This is a genomic window from Nitrosospira sp. Nsp2 (genome assembly GCF_003050965.1).
In the GTDB taxonomy this organism is placed as follows: domain Bacteria; phylum Pseudomonadota; class Gammaproteobacteria; order Burkholderiales; family Nitrosomonadaceae; genus Nitrosospira.
Genome location: NZ_QAOU01000001.1, coordinates 143,777 through 163,061 on the forward strand (window position 1 = coordinate 143,777; position 19,285 = coordinate 163,061).

General features: G+C 54.5%; 15 protein-coding genes and 1 tRNA gene. 3 read left to right on the forward strand and 13 right to left on the reverse strand.

Translation table 11 applies throughout. The features are described from left to right. Window positions 1–39: 39 nt before the first annotated feature. From C8R31_RS00625 to C8R31_RS00650, 6 genes are all read right to left on the reverse strand, one after another. The gene (locus C8R31_RS00625; RefSeq protein WP_146164515.1) at window positions 40–765 is read right to left on the reverse strand and encodes a hypothetical protein; all 726 of its coding nucleotides are present in this window, start codon (window positions 763–765) and stop codon (window positions 40–42) included. A gap of 86 nt (window positions 766–851) precedes the next feature. Beyond that, on the reverse strand, window positions 852–2,075 hold the full coding sequence (locus tag C8R31_RS00630; protein ID WP_107692164.1) for a site-specific integrase: 1,224 nt from the start codon (window positions 2,073–2,075) through the stop codon (window positions 852–854). A 156-nt stretch (window positions 2,076–2,231) separates the two neighbouring features. Beyond that, window positions 2,232–2,316: transfer RNA gene (locus tag C8R31_RS00635), tRNA-Ser, on the reverse strand. 224 nt (window positions 2,317–2,540) lie between these two features. Beyond that, window positions 2,541–3,794, reverse strand: coding sequence for an AI-2E family transporter (locus C8R31_RS00640; RefSeq protein WP_258192470.1), 1,254 nt, complete (start codon window positions 3,792–3,794; stop codon window positions 2,541–2,543). Between the two features lie 128 nt (window positions 3,795–3,922). Continuing rightward, a complete protein-coding gene (locus C8R31_RS00645) occupies window positions 3,923–4,411 on the reverse strand; it encodes a hypothetical protein (protein ID WP_107692165.1) in 489 nt (162 codons plus the stop codon). Window positions 4,412–4,440: 29 nt separating this feature from the next. Next, on the reverse strand, window positions 4,441–5,595 hold the full coding sequence (locus C8R31_RS00650) for a zinc-dependent alcohol dehydrogenase (protein WP_107692166.1): 1,155 nt from the start codon (window positions 5,593–5,595) through the stop codon (window positions 4,441–4,443). A 1,610-nt stretch (window positions 5,596–7,205) separates the two neighbouring features. On the opposite strand from C8R31_RS00650, the gene C8R31_RS00655 reads away from it, so the two are divergent. Then, the gene (locus C8R31_RS00655; RefSeq protein WP_107692167.1) at window positions 7,206–7,505 is read left to right on the forward strand and encodes an encapsulin-associated ferritin-like protein; all 300 of its coding nucleotides are present in this window, start codon (window positions 7,206–7,208) and stop codon (window positions 7,503–7,505) included. A gap of 82 nt (window positions 7,506–7,587) precedes the next feature. Here the strand turns inward: C8R31_RS00655 and C8R31_RS00660 are convergent, their stop codons facing one another. The 7 genes from C8R31_RS00660 to gyrA all read right to left on the reverse strand — a co-directional run bounded on the left by C8R31_RS00660 (window position 7,588) and on the right by gyrA (window position 16,859). Beyond that, the gene (locus tag C8R31_RS00660) at window positions 7,588–8,511 is read right to left on the reverse strand and encodes a prephenate dehydrogenase/arogenate dehydrogenase family protein (RefSeq protein ID WP_107692168.1); all 924 of its coding nucleotides are present in this window, start codon (window positions 8,509–8,511) and stop codon (window positions 7,588–7,590) included. A gap of 74 nt (window positions 8,512–8,585) precedes the next feature. Next, a complete protein-coding gene (gene aroF, locus C8R31_RS00665; protein WP_107692169.1) occupies window positions 8,586–9,602 on the reverse strand; it encodes a 3-deoxy-7-phosphoheptulonate synthase in 1,017 nt (338 codons plus the stop codon). After that, complete coding sequence (hisC, locus tag C8R31_RS00670) at window positions 9,599–10,768, reverse strand: histidinol-phosphate transaminase (protein WP_181320324.1); 1,170 nt, start codon at window positions 10,766–10,768, stop codon at window positions 9,599–9,601. Before hisC ends, aroF begins: the two co-directional genes overlap by 4 nt. Before the next feature lie 70 nt (window positions 10,769–10,838). Beyond that, on the reverse strand, window positions 10,839–11,921 hold the full coding sequence (gene pheA, locus C8R31_RS00675) for a prephenate dehydratase (RefSeq protein ID WP_107692171.1): 1,083 nt from the start codon (window positions 11,919–11,921) through the stop codon (window positions 10,839–10,841). 36 nt (window positions 11,922–11,957) lie between these two features. Beyond that, window positions 11,958–13,157 (reverse strand): 3-phosphoglycerate dehydrogenase family protein, encoded by a 1,200-nt coding sequence (locus C8R31_RS00680; RefSeq protein ID WP_107692172.1) that lies wholly within the window; start codon window positions 13,155–13,157, stop codon window positions 11,958–11,960. Beyond that, window positions 13,150–14,244 (reverse strand): 3-phosphoserine/phosphohydroxythreonine transaminase, encoded by a 1,095-nt coding sequence (serC, locus tag C8R31_RS00685; protein ID WP_107692173.1) that lies wholly within the window; start codon window positions 14,242–14,244, stop codon window positions 13,150–13,152. The genes C8R31_RS00680 and serC overlap by 8 nt, the downstream gene beginning before the upstream one ends. A 38-nt stretch (window positions 14,245–14,282) precedes the next feature. Continuing rightward, entirely contained in the window at window positions 14,283–16,859 is a 2,577-nt protein-coding gene (gene gyrA, locus C8R31_RS00690; protein WP_107692174.1) for a DNA gyrase subunit A, read from the reverse strand. 318 nt (window positions 16,860–17,177) lie between these two features. Here gyrA and C8R31_RS00695 point away from each other — a divergent pair, with 318 nt between their 5' ends. Together C8R31_RS00695 and C8R31_RS00700 are read left to right on the forward strand one after the other, a co-directional pair. Beyond that, window positions 17,178–17,858 (forward strand): OmpA family protein, encoded by a 681-nt coding sequence (locus C8R31_RS00695; protein WP_107692774.1) that lies wholly within the window; start codon window positions 17,178–17,180, stop codon window positions 17,856–17,858. A 68-nt stretch (window positions 17,859–17,926) separates the two neighbouring features. Further along, window positions 17,927–19,270 (forward strand): TRZ/ATZ family hydrolase, encoded by a 1,344-nt coding sequence (locus C8R31_RS00700; RefSeq protein WP_107692175.1) that lies wholly within the window; start codon window positions 17,927–17,929, stop codon window positions 19,268–19,270. Window positions 19,271–19,285: the final 15 nt, after the last annotated feature.

Below are 19,285 nucleotides of genomic sequence, written 5' to 3' on the forward strand. Positions count from 1 at the left end.
GCCAAGGTCGCGCCGGTCCTTGGCGAAGTATCTAGATGCCTATTCGACTGTTGCGGCTTTACCGATCGCCAGAGTCGCAGCCATGAACGCGGAAAATTCTGGGTGTGCCTTAATATCCTTTTCCTTAATGTCATCGAGCGAATATTGATACCTTTGTTTGTCGAAATACACCTGGCCCTCTTCAGCGAGCTCAAGAAGATCAGTTACCAGATCCCGCGCTTTCTCGATAACTTCACGCGAATAATGGTAGCCACCGTCCGCTCGACAAAAATAGTGATTGAACATTGGCCCAAGCATTTCTTTTAGAATCTGGTACCTTTTAGCTGAAAACTGCTCGCTGCTTTTTGGAAACGCATCCAATACCTGTTGTTTCTCCGCGTGTATCCGCTCGACGTCTCTGCGCAATATTTCCCGCTGCCTCGCCGCGTTTTCCTGTTCGATTTCGCGCTCTCTTTCTTCTGGCGTTGTCGATACCTGAACTCTAAACGTGCTTTTGCTTGCCCTAAATATGCGAATGAGGCGGTTTTCCTCTTGGAACCTCGTTGCCATTACTCCAAAAGGCAGGAGCTTCATTGCCCCTTCAATCAAGCCAACCCGGGTAGCTGTTTTAGCGTTGCCATGGAGCCCAGGCAACCATTCTGCCTTCACGATTCCAGCCTCAACGAGTTCGGCTTCAGTTCCTCGATAACAATTCCAAGCGCTTCCGGCCCATGTCAGTAACCGCGCTGCCGCGTCGTTCATTAATGTAGAATTGGCGTTAGCCATGATGCGTACCTCCCGTAAGGTTGCGTTGTGGTCAGGGGTGTCTGGTGCTCTAACACCTTTCACCCCGCTTTATTGCCTGAAGTCCGTCAGGTCACGGTGTTACTCCTTTTCTGCGGCAGCACGCTCCCGGCGCCGCTTTGTATTGTTCCGCAGTATTTAGCCCAATCCTCCATCATTGCCGTGCGTTTTTCGAACAGATCGCCGCGCCTGTACGCTGCCTCTACCTTGTTGCCGATGGCATGGGCCAGCGCCATTTCTGCCACATCGCTAGGGTAGTTCGTACACTCTGAAGCCCAATCGCGGAAGGTCGAACGGAAGCCGTGAACGGTTAAATCGCCGCGTCCCATCCGACGAAGCACAGCCGACAGACTCATATCAGATAATGCCTTGCCTTCACCGCGACCCGGGAAGATCAATTTTGTAGATTGGTCCATCTGCTCGAGCACGGCAACGGCAGCATCGGAAAGCGGTACGCGATGCTCCTTACCGGCTTTCATGCGCTCTTGGGGAATAATCCAGACGCGAGAATCGAGGTCAATCTCTTCCCAAGCGGCCAAACGAACCTCACCAGAGCGGCAAGCGGTCAGAATAGCGAATTCTAGGGCCTTAGCGCCATTTCCGGCCTGTTGCCTAAGGGATAGCATTAGCTCAGCCATTTGCGTGTAACCTAGGGCCGCGTAGTGCGTTATCCTTTTCGCCCTGCTTATGTTCGGCAGGAGATGATCTAGTTGTGCCTTCCATCGAGCGGGGTTGTCGCCTTCCCGGTACCCGCAGACCGTCGCCCAATCCAATATCGATTCAATGCGGCCGCGTAGCCGGCCAGCTGTCTCTGCTTTCGTCGTCCAGATTGGGCTTAGTACTCGCATAACCAGAGCAACGTCGATTTCATTGACTGGTAGCTTTCCCATGACCGGGCCGCAATAGGTTGCAATAGTGCTAGTCCACTGCTCAGCGTGTTTGACATTCTTCCAGGCAGCGCGGTGTGAGGCGATGTACCGATCGGCGCATTCTTGAAAAGTTACCGTGCCGCGCTTTCTGGCGTTAATGGTGTCGCGCTCAGCGATGGGATCGGCGCCAGATAATCTCACTCGGCTAGCCTCTAGGCTTTTCTGGCGAGCAGATAGGAGCGTTACTTCGGGATAGGGACCCAATCCCATCCAGTGCGCCTTACCCGCGAGCGTGTAACGGAATATCCAATGTTTGGAACCGCCATCGGTCACACGGATATACAGTCCAGCACCGTCGCCATAGACGCCCGGCTTGCTGATTTTCTTGACTGATAAATCCGAAAGTTTGTGCGCCTTGGCCATTTCAATACTGTAGAGGTGATATACAAAACACTCTACAACAAAGCATGCGATTATGCAAGACCTTGTGAGGCTAAGTGAGAGGACAAAACTGGGGTAAAACGGCGTGGTTACTAGGATTTTGAGGGGATGTGAGGCTATGTGAGACCATAGTTCCGGCGGAAGCGGTGAGATTCGAACTCACGGACGGTTGCCCGTCGCTGGTTTTCAAGACCAGTGCCTTAAACCGCTCGGCCACGCTTCCGGGGCGCCTATTCTAGCATAAGCCTCGGTATCGTTTTTCTCATAGCAACCGTCGTAAGCCGGCTATCAGCAATGTGTTGCGGAAACAACAGGCACTCCGCCTTAAGCACAGCAATAGAGTCGAGTAAACATCAGTGTTGCTCGGTCTGAAAGGGCAGTAGAGTAATAACCGCTGTCTTTGTGGCCGCGCATGTTGAAGGATTGCTGGCTGCGGTTGATTGCCTGCTAACGCCCAAGCAGTTCACCGATCGGTTTAAGCGACTCAATTCGATCACAAACCACTTTGGCAATAGCCAGCAGTGGCGCTCCCAGCAACAGGCCGGCCAAACCCCACAGCCAGGCGAAAAATAACAGGACGATGAAGAGCACGGCTGCGTTCACGCGCGCAAATTTTCCTTGTAACCATGTCGTAAACACCATTCCGATTACGAAGGAAACGACCACGGAAGCGGCAGTTACAGAGAGTGCGAGCGGGAGTGACCCGAATTGCAGCAAGCCGGATATACCACTGGCGATCGCAATCGTGACTGTTCCAAGATACGGAATGAAGCGCAGCGCCCCGGCAGCTACGCCCCACGCGCCGGCATGGTCGAGTCCGATGGCTTCGAAGGCGAGCCATGTCAGGACCGCGATGAGAATGTTTGATATCAGGATGACAAGCAGGTAGCGCTGGATCTGTACGTCTACCTCTTCAAGTATCCGGACTGCATCTTTCTTCCGTGACAGCGACGGCCCGACAAGTTTTACCAGTTTGCGTCTAAAATGCGTACCCGCGGCGAGCAGAAAGTAAGTAAGCAACAACACTACGGGAGCTTGCGCTGCAAACGCGACAAGGAGTGCCGCCTGAGTGAGTACGAAGTCCCGCAGCCATGTGCTGGGGTTAGGCTCCTGGGTAATAACCACCGGTGCGGCTTCTGATTTCAAACCGGCATCAACAGCCGCATTTTCCAGTTCGTTGGCAGCTTCCCGAACACGCTCGAGGGTTGCCGGCTTAGTGGATAACAAATTGTGCAGATTCTGTCGTAGCTTTCGGGCAGCTTCAGGAAGCTTTTCGATGATTGCTTCAGTATCGGCACTTAAATAGAGTACCGTCCAGGATGTGCCGCCGACGAGCGCGCCCAATACCAATGCTGATGCGATTACACGCGGAACGTGATAGCGCTCGAACCAGTCCACGATCGGCCCTAACGTGTAGCTCACGAGAATGCCGAATAATAGGGGAACGAAGAAAGCACGGGCGAAATGTAGCGCAGCAACCAGCGCAATGATGGCCAGTATCCATAGTGCCGTCGCTATCTTGCGATTAATTAAAGCGGGGGCTGGCGCTGTTTCATCCTCCGTGATTGACGGGGCAGCGTCATGGAGGGATGCTTTTGATTCACCCTGATATTCACCGGCGGGGACTTCATGGTTCGTGCCCAGGGGCGCTAATTTTTCTGGGATGATAGAACCGGCGTTGCGTCCAGATACATCATTCAATTGGCAGGCCCTTTCTTTTACCTTTTTCTTTCTGTTTGTTTTCTGCTTATTCGTGGGCGCAACGCCGGCCACAAAAGATTGCGGCAATCTTGGGGATTAGCTTCGCATACGTGCGGCTATTACGATTATCACGATTCGCGCCGTCTTTTCCGCTTCATCAGGCAGATTGCGGTCCCCAGCAATACGGATCCGATCGCAAGTTTTCGAACCGCGCCTGCGCGGTTGTACTTTAACTCTGCCTTCCAGCCCATCTCATCAAGAATATGGGGGATATGACCTTTGTTCAAATCCTGGACTAGCCCTTCGCATACGTTTACCCGGTCAGCAAACAGCAGGAGCAGCCAATGGCGGATATCGTTCTCGCTAAATTTGAAGGCCCCACGGCGTATCAATCCGCTCAACCCGGATGGCGGGGTACTTGTGCCGAAGATGGGTGTGATACCCGGGCGCTCATTCGAACGCAGGATTTCGATTTTTTGTTCCTGCTGGTCCGGTTGATCCCAGTGCACGCCAGTAAGGCGAGCGGGCATTCTTTCTTTTGGATACGCGGGCCTGTTTTGCGGATCCAGATCAGCACCCCATCCTTGAACATGGGAATAGTCGTTTGCAGTTTTCATAATGACCTCCTCCTGTAGCTTGGGGCAGCTCAATGTCGAGCGCTCGGCGGAAACAATATCGTTTTGATGCAATTATCGAGTTTGCTTGAAAAAATATGATACGCATCCGAAACCTCTTCCAGGGGAACCCTATGTGTAATGATTTTTTTCGGTTCTATCCGCCCGGCCTGGATGTGTTCGATTAAACGCGGCAAGTGTCGCTTGACGCTCGCCTGGTTCATGCGAAGCGTAAGGCCCTTGTTTAGGGCGTTACCAATGGGAATGGCATTAAAAGTAGGCCCGTAAACCCCGACAATCGATACGTTGCCACCTTTACGCACGGAATTGATGGCCCAGTGGAGGGCAGTAGCGGAACCCGCCTGCAGTTTCATTACCACTCCGGCAAACTTCTGCGCAAAGCTCCCGTCAGCCTCGCATCCAACCGCGTCAATGCATACGTCGGCCCCCAGCCAGTCCGTCATCTTTTTGATGTGAATCGCCATATCGTCCACTTCCTTGAAATTGACGATTTCACACTGGGCGAAATTCTTTACGAACTCTAAGCGATACTCCAAATGATCAACGACGATCACACGACCGGCTCCCATTAGCCAAGAGCATTTGGCGGCGAAAATACCTACCGGGCCGGCGCCAAAAACGACGACAGTGTCACCTTCCTTAATGTCCCCCATTTCGGCCGCCTGATACCCCGTGGGATAAGCATCAGTTAACAGCACCGCATCATCCAGATCCAAGTCCGAGGGGATAACGGTAGGGTCGATATCAGCCATGGGCACGCGGACAAATTCGGCCTGGCCCCCATCGTAACCGCCGGCACTGTGGGAGTAGCCATAGATTCCGCCGATTGCTGTAGCTTCAGGATTGGTGTTATGGCAGTTTCCGTAGAGCTCGCGTTTGCAGAAGAAACAGGAGCCACAGAAGATGTTAAAAGGGACCAGGACGTGATCCCCGACCTTTAGATTCTGAACCGATGAACCCACTTCCTCGACAACGCCGGTAAACTCGTGTCCGAAGGTCATGCCGACCCGGGTGTCTGGGACCAGCCCATGATAAAGGTGCAGGTCCGAACCGCATATGCAAGAACGCGATACTCGAACGATGGCGTCATTAGGATGTTCAATAACGGGATCGGGTTTTTGCTCTGCGCGAACCCGATAAGGCCCTCTGTAATTCATTGCTAACATAATTTTCTCCTTTGCAAAAATGCTGCTCTAACGAGCTGCCTATCAGGAAGGAAATCAGGCGAGGAGGTATACGGTACGGTCATTCATTCACCTAAGGAGGCACAAACCAGACTAAGCGGATGAGGGGAGGGAGTCTGTGTGGTAAACCACGTTAATGCGGTGTGGAGGCCGGAAACGGCGCTCTCTTTATAGTCGTATAAACCGGGGGGAGAACGCCTGGACAGGAGCGCGGTAGAGCAGCAGGCAAGGGGTTCAGGCAAGCGTGGACACAGTACAGATCAGGCATGTGGCAAGACAACACGTGCAGTGTCCTGATGCGACCAATCGAGTAAAAGCGAGATGGGGTTCGATCTTGGACTCATACTCATCAGTAAGCTGTACTTTGGTACAATACGAAAAGTCGCGTACTTGCGCTATTTTATTAGACGTAAGTACCGTTATAGGTAGAGACTGCTTCTTGCTCCTACCCTTATTTATTCAATAAAAATCCGTAGCATGGCCCAATATCTGGATTCAAGCTTTCTTGTTCGATCTCCCCATTTCAATTTTGAAAAAAGATACCCCCCTGGGACTGTCGTTCCTGATTCGGGAATCTACCGGTGCAGAGGTTGTGGTCGTGAAGTTGCATTGGCAAAAGGTAGCGCGCTGCCAACGCATGCTCAGCACGATCACGGTTTTGAATTAGGGCCCGCAAGCTGGCTGCTTATCGTTTTGGCCCTTAGCGCGGAGTGACCCGGCCGGGGAAGGCCTTGCATGAGGTTCTCCCCAGGAACACTACCAATAACCCGGCAATATTTAGGCAGGTTGCGCCGCCCTGCTGGATAGCAGTTTTTCGCGACTTCCAGCCAACGGCGCTCTGAAGAGAATACGCCCAAGGCTCCATTTAGCCTCGTTTCATCTGCACCCAAAGCTGGTTCAACTCAAAGCTGGTTCAACTTATTGCCATAAGCCCCAAGCCGGCGGCAAGCACAAGAATATACGTACCCCAAAAAATTATTGTGTTGCCCATGGCGTATCTCCTCGTATCTTGTAGCGGCTGATCACGCATACCGCTTCCTACGCACTGTCGATCATCATGACCCCGCTTGACCCTTGCCAATGACGAGGGTCATGTTGTCAAAGTTTCCTCCTCAATTGTTACAACTGTTCGTATGGCAGGGCTGTCATCAGATGGACATATGTGTATGAGATTATTAAATCGCGGTATCTATCCCTCCTTTCCTTTAATAGATGCCGCCGCTGGCGTCTACCCCTCTGCAGACGCCGCAGCCCGGTAGGGGTCAATCCCGCCGGGTTTTTTTTGAGGTGCCCAAACTTGCCCCAAATTCACCCGATCCATCCCGCCGGGTGCGACTGCCTGCCTAATCGCAGGATCGACCCGCGGTTACCGGATTGCGTGGCGGCGCTTTTAAAAATTGCATGCAACTGGAAAAGACAAGGCAACTCTTTAAGGAAAATCCTGCTGCCTTTAAGGAAAATCCTGCTGCATGAGCCCGGCACGGCCTAATTACCCTATTATCCTGATAACATGCCGAACTGAAGTTCCCTCGCGGGCTTGGCGGAGAATGTTATCTCGGCTATCTGGTTTTATAGGCAAATAAGGAGGACGTATGGCAAGTGAAGGTTATCATGAACCTATCGAGGAGCTTTCCGATGAAACCCGCGATATGCACCGGGCAATCGTATCCTTAATGGAAGAGTTGGAGGCGATCGACTGGTATAACCAGCGGGTAAGCGCATGCAAGGACGAGGAACTCAAGGCGATTCTGACTCACAATCGGGATGAGGAGAAAGAACATGCTGCCATGATGCTGGAATGGATCCGACGCAGGGATCCGAGATTTTCGGCAGAAATGAAAGAGTATTTGTTTACCGCCCAACCCATCACGCGTATCGAGCAGGATGAGTGAAGCAAATTCAGCCCCATCTATCTAATAAACGGGGCATTGTTCGGAAGCCTGCGCGACCGTCGTTCATTGCTCACTACCAGGCTCAAGGCGTTTCTTTCAACCATTGGCGCCGAGCTTCGCGCGCATTTGCGAAAATGCTTTCGAGCGCATCTCCGTCGCCGCGAACCAGCATTTCGCGCAAGGCGGCCAGTTCACCCTGATACGCATCAATTTGTCTCGAGAGCACTTCCCGGTTGCCGAGGCATATATCCCGCCACATCTCGGGGGAGCTTCCCGCAATACGGGTAAAATCGCGAAAGCCGCTGCCTGCGAAGCGAAGTAATTCGCTCGGCCGAATCATGTCATCAGTGAGAAGCCGGTCGTCCGCCTCAAGCCCGTTTCCCGAGCTAACATAATGCATGAGCGCGAAAGACAGCACATGGGGCAGATGGCTTACCGCCGCAAGTATTTCATCGTGCCTTTTCGCGCTCATTTGAGAGACCTGGGCACCACAGGCTTGCCATAGTTGGGTCACTCGCTTGAGCGCCCCGACGCTGGTTTCTTGTATAGGCGTCAATACCAGGTTTTTGTCGCGGAACAGGTTTGGGTTGGCCGCCCCCGCGCCGCTAAGTTCCGCCCCTGCGACGGGGTGTCCCGGTACGAAATTTCGCAGATGCTCGGCCAGATGAGTCCGTGCCGCCTCAACTACGTTCTGCTTGGTGCTGCCGGCATCGGTAACGATGGTGTCTAATCCGAGATAAGGGGATATCTGGGCCATAATTTCGCCGGTCTGACGAACCGGGACGGCAAGGAATACCACCTCGGCGTCTCTCAATGCCGATGGAAGGTCGCGGGCGATTTCGTCTATTGCCCCAAGATCGCGCGCGCGTTCCATGTTTGCTTGGCTTCGTCCGACACCGGTGACATGGGTCACCAGATCGGCCTTGCGTAGCGCCAGTGCAAACGAGCCGCCGATCAGGCCAACGCCGATAATCACCAGCTTGTTGATTACGACGACATCCGTCATTGGCTGACCGGTACCGCGGTTGATACCAGATAAATCTCCGAAAGGCCCAGTGGGATGATTCGGAGGTCCGACAATTACAGACTCCGTCCGATTACGTTAGCGATTCCTCTAAGCGATCCCATCAGCGCATGAAATTCCTCGGGGTTCAGCGCCTGATCCGCGTCGCACCATGCTTCGCAGGGGTTTGGGTGCATCTCTACCAGCAACCCATCCGCTCCCGCGGCAATCGCCGCCCGCGCCAGCGCGGGCACCATCCATGTTTTGCCGCCAGCGTGAGAAGGGTCCACGATGACGGGCAAATGGGTTTCCCTTTTCAGCACAGGAATGCAAGTAACATCCATGACGTTGCGGTAGGAAGTTTCAAAGGTACGTATGCCGCGCTCGCAGAAAATGATGTTGTGATTGCCGCCAGCAGCAATGTATTCCGCTGCCATAAGCCACTCGGAAACGGTGGCCGACATGCCGCGCTTGAGTATCACCGGTTTATTAACTCGTCCAACTTCTTTCAGTAGCTCGAAATTCTGCATACTGCGCGTGCCTATCTGGATCACATCCACGTCATACTTGAGAAACGTGTCGAGCATGCGGGCGTCCATCAGCTCAGTAACAATGCGCAGACTATACTTATCCGCTGCGTTGCGGAAAAGTTTCAACCCCTCTTCGCCTTTCCCCTGAAAGGTGTAAGGACTGGTGCGGGGCTTAAATGCGCCGCCACGCATCAATTGACAGCCGGCTGACGCAACGTGCTGTGCCGCTAAATCCATCTGGTCCTGAGTTTCGACCGAGCAGGGTCCGCCTATCACCTGCACCTGATTCCCCCCGATCGGTATTCCGCCCACATCTATTATGGAGTCGTCCTTGTGCGACTCGCGCGAGACAATTTTGTATTGCTTTACGATGTGCATCGAATATTCGACGCCGCTCAGCGAATCGAACATCTCAGGATCAAGCCTGCGCTCGTCGCCGATGGCGCCAATCACCGTACGCTCGGTGCCGCGTGAAACATTCGCATCAAGGTCGAAACTGCGAATCTTTGCCACCACCGTTTCGATTTGCTCATCGGTGGCGCCACTATTCATGATGATGATCAAGCGGATTCTCCTGTCGCTATTTCGTGAGCCATCTGTGGGTCTGCTTTTTTTTCTGCCGCGTTTGCCATATCGAGCGCTACCTCCAGTGACTTGAGGAATTTCTGGTTTTCCGATTCGAGCCCGACCGTGACCCGCAGATGCTCAGGCATTTCATACACTCCGATGGGCCTTACAATAACCCCCTGCCTAAGGAGACTTTCGTTGACCACTTTCGCGTTTCCGCGCACGCGAAAGCTCAAAAAATTGCCGTAGGATGGTATGTATTCAATGCCGAGTTGCCGCAAGCCGGTGGTGATTTGTAGCATCCCTGCCTGGTTCAGCGCGTAGGAGCGTTTCACGAATTCCACGTCCTCCAGCGCGGCCACGGCGCCAGCCAGCCCGATGCTGTTTACATTGAATGGCTGACGTACGCGGTTCATCAAACCACTAACGTCGGGATGCGCCAGCCCGAAGCCTACGCGTACCCCAGCCATGCCGTACGCCTTGGAAAAGGTGCGGGTGATGAGCAGGTTGGGAAAGCGTTTCAGCCACGAGATGCTGTCGGCCTTGATGTCGGTCGGCAAATATTCGTTATACGCTTCGTCCAGCACCACCAGCACATCGGGCGAGACGCGCTCCAGAAAGCGCAATACTTCGGCAGCAGGGAGCAGCGTGCCGGTTGGATTATTGGGATTGGCAATAAAAACCATGCGGGTTTCGGGCGTGACTGCGTCCAGCATGGCATCAAGATCATGGCCATAGTTATACGCGCGCACCGATAGGCCGGTAGCACCGACTGCCTGGGTCACAAGCGGGTAGACCGCAAACGCATGTTGCGAGTAAACCGCTGATCCGCCCGGTTTAAGGAATACCCGGGCAGCCAGTTCAAGAACATCGTTCGAACCATTACCCAACACAATCTGTTCGCTGGACACGCCGTAACGTTGTGACAGCGCCGCTTTCAACTCAAAGCCGCTGCCATCCGGATAAAGCGCGACGTCGGCGAGCGCCTTGCTCATCGCCTCACGCGCCATCGGGCTTGTCCCCAACGGATTCTCGTTTGAGGCGAGCTTGATAATGGATCGTTCATCCATACCCATCTCGCGCGCCAGCTCTGAAATGGGTTTGCCAGGCTGATACGGGCTGATACTACGGATATACTCGGGAGCGAGGTCGCAAAGATTCATAACGTCTGGTCCATGAATGCAGAGTTATTAGAAGAGCCTGGTCTGGTATGTTTGATAGAGCGGGAAAACCTCATCGGTCCGCAGTTGAACCGCGCGGGTATGAGCCTAGCACCTTCAGAAACGCCGCTTTTTCCCGCAATTGCTGCAACGCCTGCGTAACTTTCGGGTCCTGCTGATGGCCGTCAACATCAACAAAAAAAACATACTCCCATAAGCCTGCACGGGAGGGGCGGGATTCCAGGCGGCTCATGCTCACGCCATGTTCCGCGAACGGCCCCAGTAATTGGTGTATTGCGCCAGGACGGTTTCTGGTCGACATGACCAGTGATGTCTTATCCCTGCCTGAAGCCGCGACCTCCTGCCCACCGATGACCAGAAAACGCGTGGTATTGTTAGGATCATCTTCGATATTCTCGGCACAGATGGTCAGTCCGAATACTTCCGCTGCTTTTCTGCCCGCTACCGCCGCTGCATTTTCCTCCTGCGCGGCCAACCGAGCTGCATCCGCATTGCTCGCGGCGTTGATACGGGCCGATCCCGTCAAATGGGGCAGATTAACGTTAAGCCACTCATGGCACTGGGCGAACGACTGGGGATGAGAATAAATTTTCTTGATGCGGGTCAGATCGAGGTGTCGCGCAAGCAGTTGCTGATGTATGGGCAATACGATTTCGCCGCAGACCTTCAACGGCGTTTGCAACAGCAGATCGAGCGACCTTCCTACTGCGCCTTCAGTTGAATTCTCAACCGGCACGACCCCATAGCTGGCCTTGCCGGCCTCCACTTTTCGGAAAACCTCATCTATCGAGTTGCAGGCCAGAGTCGTTACGACGCTGCCGAAGCGCTTCAGTGCGGCCTCTTCGGAAAAGGTTCCCTCCGGGCCAAGATAGGCGACCGTCAACGGTTCCTCCAAAGAGCGGCACAGCGACATGATCTCGGTGAACAGCCGCACGATATGCTCATTTGTCAGCGGCCCCGGGTTCAACTCGCACAGCCGCGCCAGTACCTGTGCCTCCCGTTCCGGACGATACGCAATGCCGTTCTTGACCTGTCCGATCTCACGGGCAAGATCGGCCCGCGCACTCAGAAGCTTGAGCAGCTCACTGTCGATCGAGTCTATTTTGTCGCGCAGATGTTTGAGTTGGCCGGTCATCGGGATGAGCTTCTATCTTGCCTCGATTGCCTAAGACTATTCAGCCAATACCGGCAAGTAGCGCGCCATCAATACGCCGCGTATTGCCGCCATCTCGTCTATCGTTTTTTGCGGAACCGGGCTATCGACATCAACCAGCGTATAAGCCATCTCCCCTCGGGATTTATTGCCCATGTTATGGATATTAAGCCCCGCATTGGCCATGCTGGTGGAGATCTGGCCGACCATGTTAGGCACGTTGGCATTGGCGACGGCCAGCCGGTAGGGGGATTCCCGTTCCATCGTGATGTTGGGAAAGTTGACCGCGTTGGTGATGTTGCCATTTTCCAGATAATCGATCATCTGGTTAACGACCATTACCGCACAATTCTCTTCCGCCTCGAGGGTGGATGCCCCGAGGTGCGGCAGGGTGATGACCTTTGGGTGATGCTGAAACAACTGACTGGGAAAATCGCACACGTAATACCTTATTTTCCCCAGTTTGATTCCTTCCAGGACCGCGTTCTCGTCCACGATGCCATCGCGGGAGAAATTAAGCAGAATCGTGCCATTCTTCATGGTTTGCACGAGTCTGTGATTAATCAGATGACGCGTTGCGTCAAGCAGCGGGACGTGCAACGTTATGAATTCGCTATTGCGAACCAGATCTTCCAGGCTTTCGGCGCGCTTGACTTCCGAGGGCAGGTTCCACGCCGCATCCACCGTGATATTGGGATCGTAACCCATCACTTTCATCCCAAGGCGTATGGCCGCTACCGCCACCAGTCGCCCGACCGCGCCCAGACCGATAATACCGAGCGTGCGTCCGGGCAATTCGATTCCGGCGAATTGCTTCTTGCCCTCTTCCGCCCGGTTGTGCAGGGTGGTGTTATCACCTTGCAAGCCTTCGGCAAAGTGGATGGCGGGAACGAGATTACGCGAGGCCATCAGCAGACCGGCGAGCACCAATTCCTTCACAGCGTTCGCGTTCGCGCCCGGCGCGTTGAAAACGGCGACGCCTCGAAGATTCATCTCCTTTACCGGCACATTATTGGTCCCGGCACCGGCGCGCCCAATTGCTTTTACGCTGGGTGGGATATTCATCTGCAGCATGTTGTGCGAACGCACGAGGATCGCATCCGGCTCGGTTATGTCATTGCCGACCACATAATGGCTGGCGTCAAAAAGCTTGAGGCCCAACGGCGAGATCTGGTTGAGCGTAAGTATGCGAAAAATTTTATGGGCGCGCTCAGGCATGACTGTCCGCAAATTCCTTCATGAATTCCACCAGAGCCTTTACTCCCTCAAGCGGCATCGCGTTGTAGATGGAGGCGCGCATCCCCCCGACCGAACGATGCCCCTTCAATTGTATCAGTCCACGGGCGCCAGCCTGCTTCAGAAATTCCCCATCCAGCGAGGTGTCCTTTAACGTGAAAGGCACGTTCATGCGGGAGCGGTCTGGCTTGGCCACGGGGCAGTGGTAGAAATCCGTAGTATCCAGAAAGTTATACAGCAGATCGGCTTTGGCGACGTTTATTTTTTCCATCGCTTCCAGTCCGCCATTTTTCTTCAGCCACTCAAGCACCAGTCCGGTGATGTACATCGGGTATGTCGGCGGGGTGTTGTACATCGAATCGTTTTCCGCATGAACCTTGTAGTCGAACATGGTTGGGGTCCCCGGGACGGTCGTGCCAAGCAAGTCCTCGCGCACGAGGACGATGCATAACCCCGCCGGACCGACATTTTTTTGCGCCCCGGCATAAATCACCCCGAATCGGGAAACGTCCAGTGGACGCGACATGAAGCTGGAGGACATGTCCGCGACCAGCGGCATATCTCTACCATAGCGCGTCAAATCGGGAACCCAGTTGTACTCGACGCCACCTATCGTTTCGTTGGGCGTGTAATGCAGATAGGCAGCCTCAGGGTCAACATTCCATACATCCTGCGCCGGGGCGTAAGTGAAGTTCTTGTCCTCGGACGACGCGGCCACATTGACTGCGCAATACTTTTTCGCTTCCTTGATGGCTTTTTTTGACCACTCCCCGGTATTGACGTAGTTGGCGCTTTTCTTTCCGCGCAACAGATTCATGGGCGCCATGGCAAACTGGCTGGAAGCACCCCCGGAAAGGAACAGGACCTTATAGTTGTCGGGAATGCCCGCCAACTCTCGCAGGTCCGCCTCGGTCTTTGCCGCGATCGACATGAATTCCTTGCCGCGATGGCTCATCTCCATCACTGACATGCCGCTATCGTGCCAATCGAGTATCTCATCGCGGGCCTGGCGCAGAACTTCCGCTGGGAGGACTGCCGGGCCTGCGCTGAAGTTATATATATGCTCCATTTGAATTCCTCGATGCAACGGTTAGCCAACGAACTGCCTTACTGTTCGTCCCTGGGGATAAGATCCCCGTTTACCCCCTCGGTCTCCACCACCCGCTCCAGTCCGGCCAGTCTCTCGCCCTCATCCAGATTGATCAGGATCACTCCCTGGGTGGCGCGGTTCATCTCGCGGACTTCATTGACGCGAGTGCGAATGAGCACCCCGCCTGTTGTGATGAGCATGATCTCATCGTCTTCCCTGACCAGTTTCGCGGCGACCACCTTACCATTTCTTTGATTGGTCTTGATCGCGATCATCCCCTGCGTGTCGCGGCCGTGGCGGGTATATTCGCCAATGGGGGTGCGCTTGCCAAATCCATTTTCCGTCGCGGTCAGAACCGACAGTTCTTCACTCTCCGCCACCAGCAGGGAAATAACCTTTTGTCCCCTGCCAAGTTTCATCCCGCGCACGCCGCGGGCACCGCGTCCCATCGGCCTCACATCGTTTTCATCGAAGCGGATTGCCTTGCCTGCATCGGAAAACAGCATCACGTCGTGCTTACCTTCAGTCAGCGCCACCCCGATCAGATAGTCATCCTCATCCAGTCCCACGGCTATGATGCCACTGGCGCGGGGGCGCGAGAATTCCGACAACGGTGTTTTCTTGACAGTGCCGAACGCGGTAGCCATAAATATATAGCGATTTTCATCGAACGCTTTTACCGGAAGTATGGCGTTGATTTTTTCGCCTTGTTCCAGTTGCACCAGATTGACGATTGGCTTGCCGCGGGAGGCGCGGCCACCCTGCGGCACGGTATAGACCTTAATCCAGTAAACCCTTCCGCGGCTGGAAAAGCACAAAATATAATCGTGCGTGTTCGCGATGAACAGGTTATCGATGAAGTCGTCTTCTTTTGTGCCGGTGGCCTGCTTTCCGCGTCCACCTCTTTTCTGCGCCCGATAGTCATCGAGCGGCTGCGACTTCATATACCCGTTGTGCGAGAGGGTCACGACCACATCTTCCGACGCGATCAGATCCTCCATGCTCAAGTCCTGGGTACTGATGACGATTTCACTGCGGCGTTTATCGCCAAACTGTTGCTTCATTGCCCCGAGTTCTTCGGTGATGATGGCTGTGATGCGTTCCGGTTTGGCAAGGATATCGAGAAGATCGGCAATCTTTTCCATGATTTCCTTGTACTCGCCGACGATCTTGTCCTGCTCCAGCCCTGTCAGCCGTTGCAGGCGTAATTCCAGAATCGCCTGCGCTTGCGCATCGGACAAGCGGTAGCCATCGGCGGATAAACCATATTCGGGCGCCAGGTTCTCGGGCCGGTAGGCCTTTACATCGACCGAAGCGCGGGCGAGCATGTCCTCCACCATCGCCGAGCGCCACACCTTCGACATCAACCCATCCTTCGCCACCGCGGGCGTGGGAGCCGCCTTGATCAGCGCGATCACTTCATCCACGTTTGATAGTGCCACGGCCAGGCCTTCCAGCAGATGGCCGCGCTCACGCGCTTTTTTCAACTCGAACGCGGAGCGCCGGGTCACCACCTCGCGTCGGTGTCGCAGGAACGCATCCAGCATCTGCTTCAGATTCAGCAGGCGCGGTTGTCCATCCCGCAGGGCCACCATATTCATGCCGAAGGTGTCCTGCATCTGCGTTTCTTTATACAGGTTGTTCAGCACCACTTCGGGCACTTCGCCGCGCCTGAGCTCGATCACGACCCGCATGCCGGACTTGTCCGATTCGTCGCGCAGATCGGAAATGCCTTCGATCCTTTTGTCGCGCACCAGCTCGCCGATACGAATCAGCAGATTCGCCTTGTTTACCTGATATGGCAACTCGTCGATGATAATGCTCTGGCGGCTGCCTTTATCCATATCCTCGAAGTGAGTACGTGCTCGCATGACGACACGGCCACGCCCGGTGCGGTAGCCTTCCTGCACGCCGGCGACACCGTAGATGATACCTGCGGTGGGAAAATCGGGCGCCGGGACTATCTCGATCAGTTCTTCGATGCCTATCTGGGGATCCTTCAACAGCGCGAGGCAGGCGTCGATTATTTCATTAAGGTTGTGCGGTGGAATATTGGTGGCCATGCCGACAGCAATGCCGGAGGAGCCATTTATCAGCAGGTTCGGGATTTTTGCGGGCAGAATGAGTGGTTCCTTCTCCGAACCATCGTAGTTCGGGCCGAAATCCACCGTTTCCTTGTCCAGGTCCGCCAGTAGCTCGTGCGCGATGCGCGACATGCGGATTTCCGTATAACGCATCGCCGCGGCGTTATCGCCATCCACTGAACCAAAGTTGCCCTGGCCATCGACCAGCATGTAACGCAGGGAAAAGTGCTGCGCCATGCGCACGATGGTGTCATACACGGCGGTGTCGCCATGCGGATGGTATTTACCGATGACATCGCCGACGACCCGCGCCGATTTTTTATAGGGGCGGTTCCAGTCATTGGAGAGCTCATGCATGGCAAAGAGAACCCGGCGGTGGACCGGCTTCAGGCCATCACGGACATCCGGTAATGCCCGTCCCACGATTACGCTCATGGCGTAATCAAGGTAAGAGCGGCGCATCTCCTCTTCGAGGCTAATGGGCAGTGTTTCTTTCGCGAATTGATCCATTAATTACTATTCGTCTATTCAGGGTCTTACGGTTCGAATCCCGCAATGGATACAGCCCGCGAGTATCAACACGTAAAACCACTCATTTTAGCATGCCCCCTATTTTGAAGCCACCCAGGCGTTTGATTATTCATGCCGTATGCAACAACATGATTTGACAAGAAGTGCGATATGAATAGATAATCAAGACGTGGATTATGCAATAATGTGCTATGGTCAAACAAATGGCTGGGCCTGCTATAGCTGTACTTGTTATTTGGGATGACTCAGGGATGATTCGATTTTGAATTGAAGTTTTAAATGAAAAGGGGCAATAGCATGAAAAATATGGTAACGAAAAAACTCTTGCTGGGAGCGATAGTTCTGCCGATGGTATTTTCGGGGGCTGCAATGGCGGCTGAGCAGCCTGAAGGATACGCAAGCGATGCCGGCGGTACAACCGCCAAAGATTCATCCGGAGACTGCTGGCGCACGGGTTACTGGACACCGGCGATGGCCACCTACGAATGCGATCCCGATCTGCTGCCGAAACCCGAAAAACGCGTTGAAGCGCCTGAACCTGCTCCTGCTCCCGCTCCGGCTCCTGCCCCTGCGCCCATTACAGAACCAGAAAAACTCTCACTTTCCGCCGACACGTTATTCGATTTCGACAAGGCCAACCTGAAATCAGAAGGAAAACAAGCCCTGGATGACCTCGTAAACAAACTGGGTGGCGTCAAGTACGACACCGTCGTAGTCATCGGCTACGCGGACCGCCTTGGTTCGGACGCTTATAACAAAAAACTTTCATTGCGCCGCGCTGAAGCTGTCAAAACCTATCTGGTCAACGAAAAAGGCATTCCCGCTGACAAGGTCTTCACGGATGGCAAGGGCGAAGCCAACCCTGTAACCGGTGATTCCTGCAAGGGCAATAAGAGAAGCAAGTCTCTGATCGCCTGCCTGCAACCCGACCGTCGCGTTGAAGTTGAAATCGCTGGCACAAAGGAAGTAGTCCAATAATTTCATCTCAACAAATAATTCAAACCCTGCCGCGCGCAGGGTTTTTTTTTGCTAAGCTTTCCGTATAAATGACTGACCCCGTAAAAATCGATACGTTGGTGGAGGCGCGCTGGATAATTCCGGTCGAGCCGGCGGGCACGGTATTGCAGGATCATGCCCTGGCTATTGATCAGGGCATGATCCTCGCCATCGTCGCCAATGACGAGGCGCAAGCGCGATTCGAGCCCGCTGAACGGATCGCCCTGCATCACCATGCGCTGATCCCGGGTCTGGTCAACCTGCACACGCACGCGGCCATGACCCTGATGCGCGGGCTGGCGGACGACCTGCCCCTGATGGAGTGGCTCAACAACCATATATGGCCTGCTGAAACAAGGCATGTCGATGCGGGGTTTGTCTTCGATGGCACGCGGCTGGCCTGTGCCGAGATGCTGAGAGCGGGCGTCACCTGTTTCAATGACATGTATTTCTTCCCTGAGGCATCCGTTCGGGCAGTGCTGGCCTCGGGCATGCGCGCCGCCATCGGCATGATCACCATCGACTTTCCTACCGCCTACGCCAGCGATGCCGACGATTATTTAGCCAAGGGCCTCGCCCTGCGCGACGCCTATAACCCGCACCCCTTGCTGTCGTTCTGCTTTGCCCCGCATGCGCCTTTCACGGTAAGCGACAGGGTGTTCGCCAAAATCCTTACCTATGCAGAGCAGCTTGATTTGCCCATTCATATTCATCTTCATGAAACCGAGGACGAGGTAGCGGGCAGCCTGAAAATGCATGGCATGCGCCCGATAGAACGCATGCATAAGCTCGGCCTACTGGGGCCCAACCTGATCGCGGTGCACATGATTCATGTCACAGCCGATGAGATCGAACTCATGGCGCAGCTGGGCTGCACGGTCGCGCATTGCCCGACCTCGAATCTGAAACTCGCCAGCGGTTTTGCGCCCGTCGTGTCTATGTTAAGCGCGGGGATGAATGTCGGCCTGGGAACGGATGGCGCCGCGAGCAACAACAGCCTGAAGATGTTCGAGGAAATGCGTCTCGCGGCGCTGCTGGCGAAAGGCCAGAGCGGGCGGGCCGATGTGCTGCCTGCATGGCAGGCTCTACAAATGGCGACGCTCAACGGTGCCAAAGCGCTGGGCCTGGATTCAATGATCGGCTCATTGCTGCCGGGCAAGGCGGCTGACGTCACCGCGGTGGATTTTTCCAGCCTTGAACTGGCACCTTGCTATGACCCTGTTTCGCACCTTGTTTATGCCGCCGGACGGGAACACGTGAGCCATGTGTGGGTAAATGGTAAAATGCTGTTGAACGACGGCGAGTTGACCACGCTCGACGAACAGGAGTTGTTGCTCAGGGCGGGATTCTGGCGGGAACAAATAGCAGCAACTCGACAGGGGCAGGGGCAGTAAAGCCCAAAGAATAGA

Excerpts from the sequence above, each read along its gene's own strand:
- C8R31_RS00630 (WP_107692164.1), bottom strand. The coding sequence starts at position 2,075 with ATGGCCAAGGCGCACAAACTTTCGGATTTATCAGTCAAGAAAATCAGC.
- gyrA (WP_107692174.1), bottom strand. The coding sequence starts at position 16,859 with ATGGATCAATTCGCGAAAGAAACACTGCCCATTAGCCTCGAAGAGGAG.
- C8R31_RS00680 (WP_107692172.1), bottom strand. The coding sequence starts at position 13,157 with ATGCCTGAGCGCGCCCATAAAATTTTTCGCATACTTACGCTCAACCAG.
- pheA (WP_107692171.1), bottom strand. The coding sequence starts at position 11,921 with ATGACCGGCCAACTCAAACATCTGCGCGACAAAATAGACTCGATCGAC.
- C8R31_RS00695 (WP_107692774.1), top strand. The coding sequence starts at position 17,178 with ATGAAAAATATGGTAACGAAAAAACTCTTGCTGGGAGCGATAGTTCTG.
- C8R31_RS00660 (WP_107692168.1), bottom strand. The coding sequence starts at position 8,511 with ATGACGGATGTCGTCGTAATCAACAAGCTGGTGATTATCGGCGTTGGC.
- C8R31_RS00625 (WP_146164515.1), bottom strand. The coding sequence starts at position 765 with ATGGCTAACGCCAATTCTACATTAATGAACGACGCGGCAGCGCGGTTA.
- C8R31_RS00645 (WP_107692165.1), bottom strand. The coding sequence starts at position 4,411 with ATGAAAACTGCAAACGACTATTCCCATGTTCAAGGATGGGGTGCTGAT.
- serC (WP_107692173.1), bottom strand. The coding sequence starts at position 14,244 with ATGGAGCATATATATAACTTCAGCGCAGGCCCGGCAGTCCTCCCAGCG.
- C8R31_RS00650 (WP_107692166.1), bottom strand. The coding sequence starts at position 5,595 with ATGTTAGCAATGAATTACAGAGGGCCTTATCGGGTTCGCGCAGAGCAA.
- hisC (WP_181320324.1), bottom strand. The coding sequence starts at position 10,768 with ATGAATCTTTGCGACCTCGCTCCCGAGTATATCCGTAGTATCAGCCCG.
- C8R31_RS00655 (WP_107692167.1), top strand. The coding sequence starts at position 7,206 with ATGGCAAGTGAAGGTTATCATGAACCTATCGAGGAGCTTTCCGATGAA.
- C8R31_RS00700 (WP_107692175.1), top strand. The coding sequence starts at position 17,927 with ATGACTGACCCCGTAAAAATCGATACGTTGGTGGAGGCGCGCTGGATA.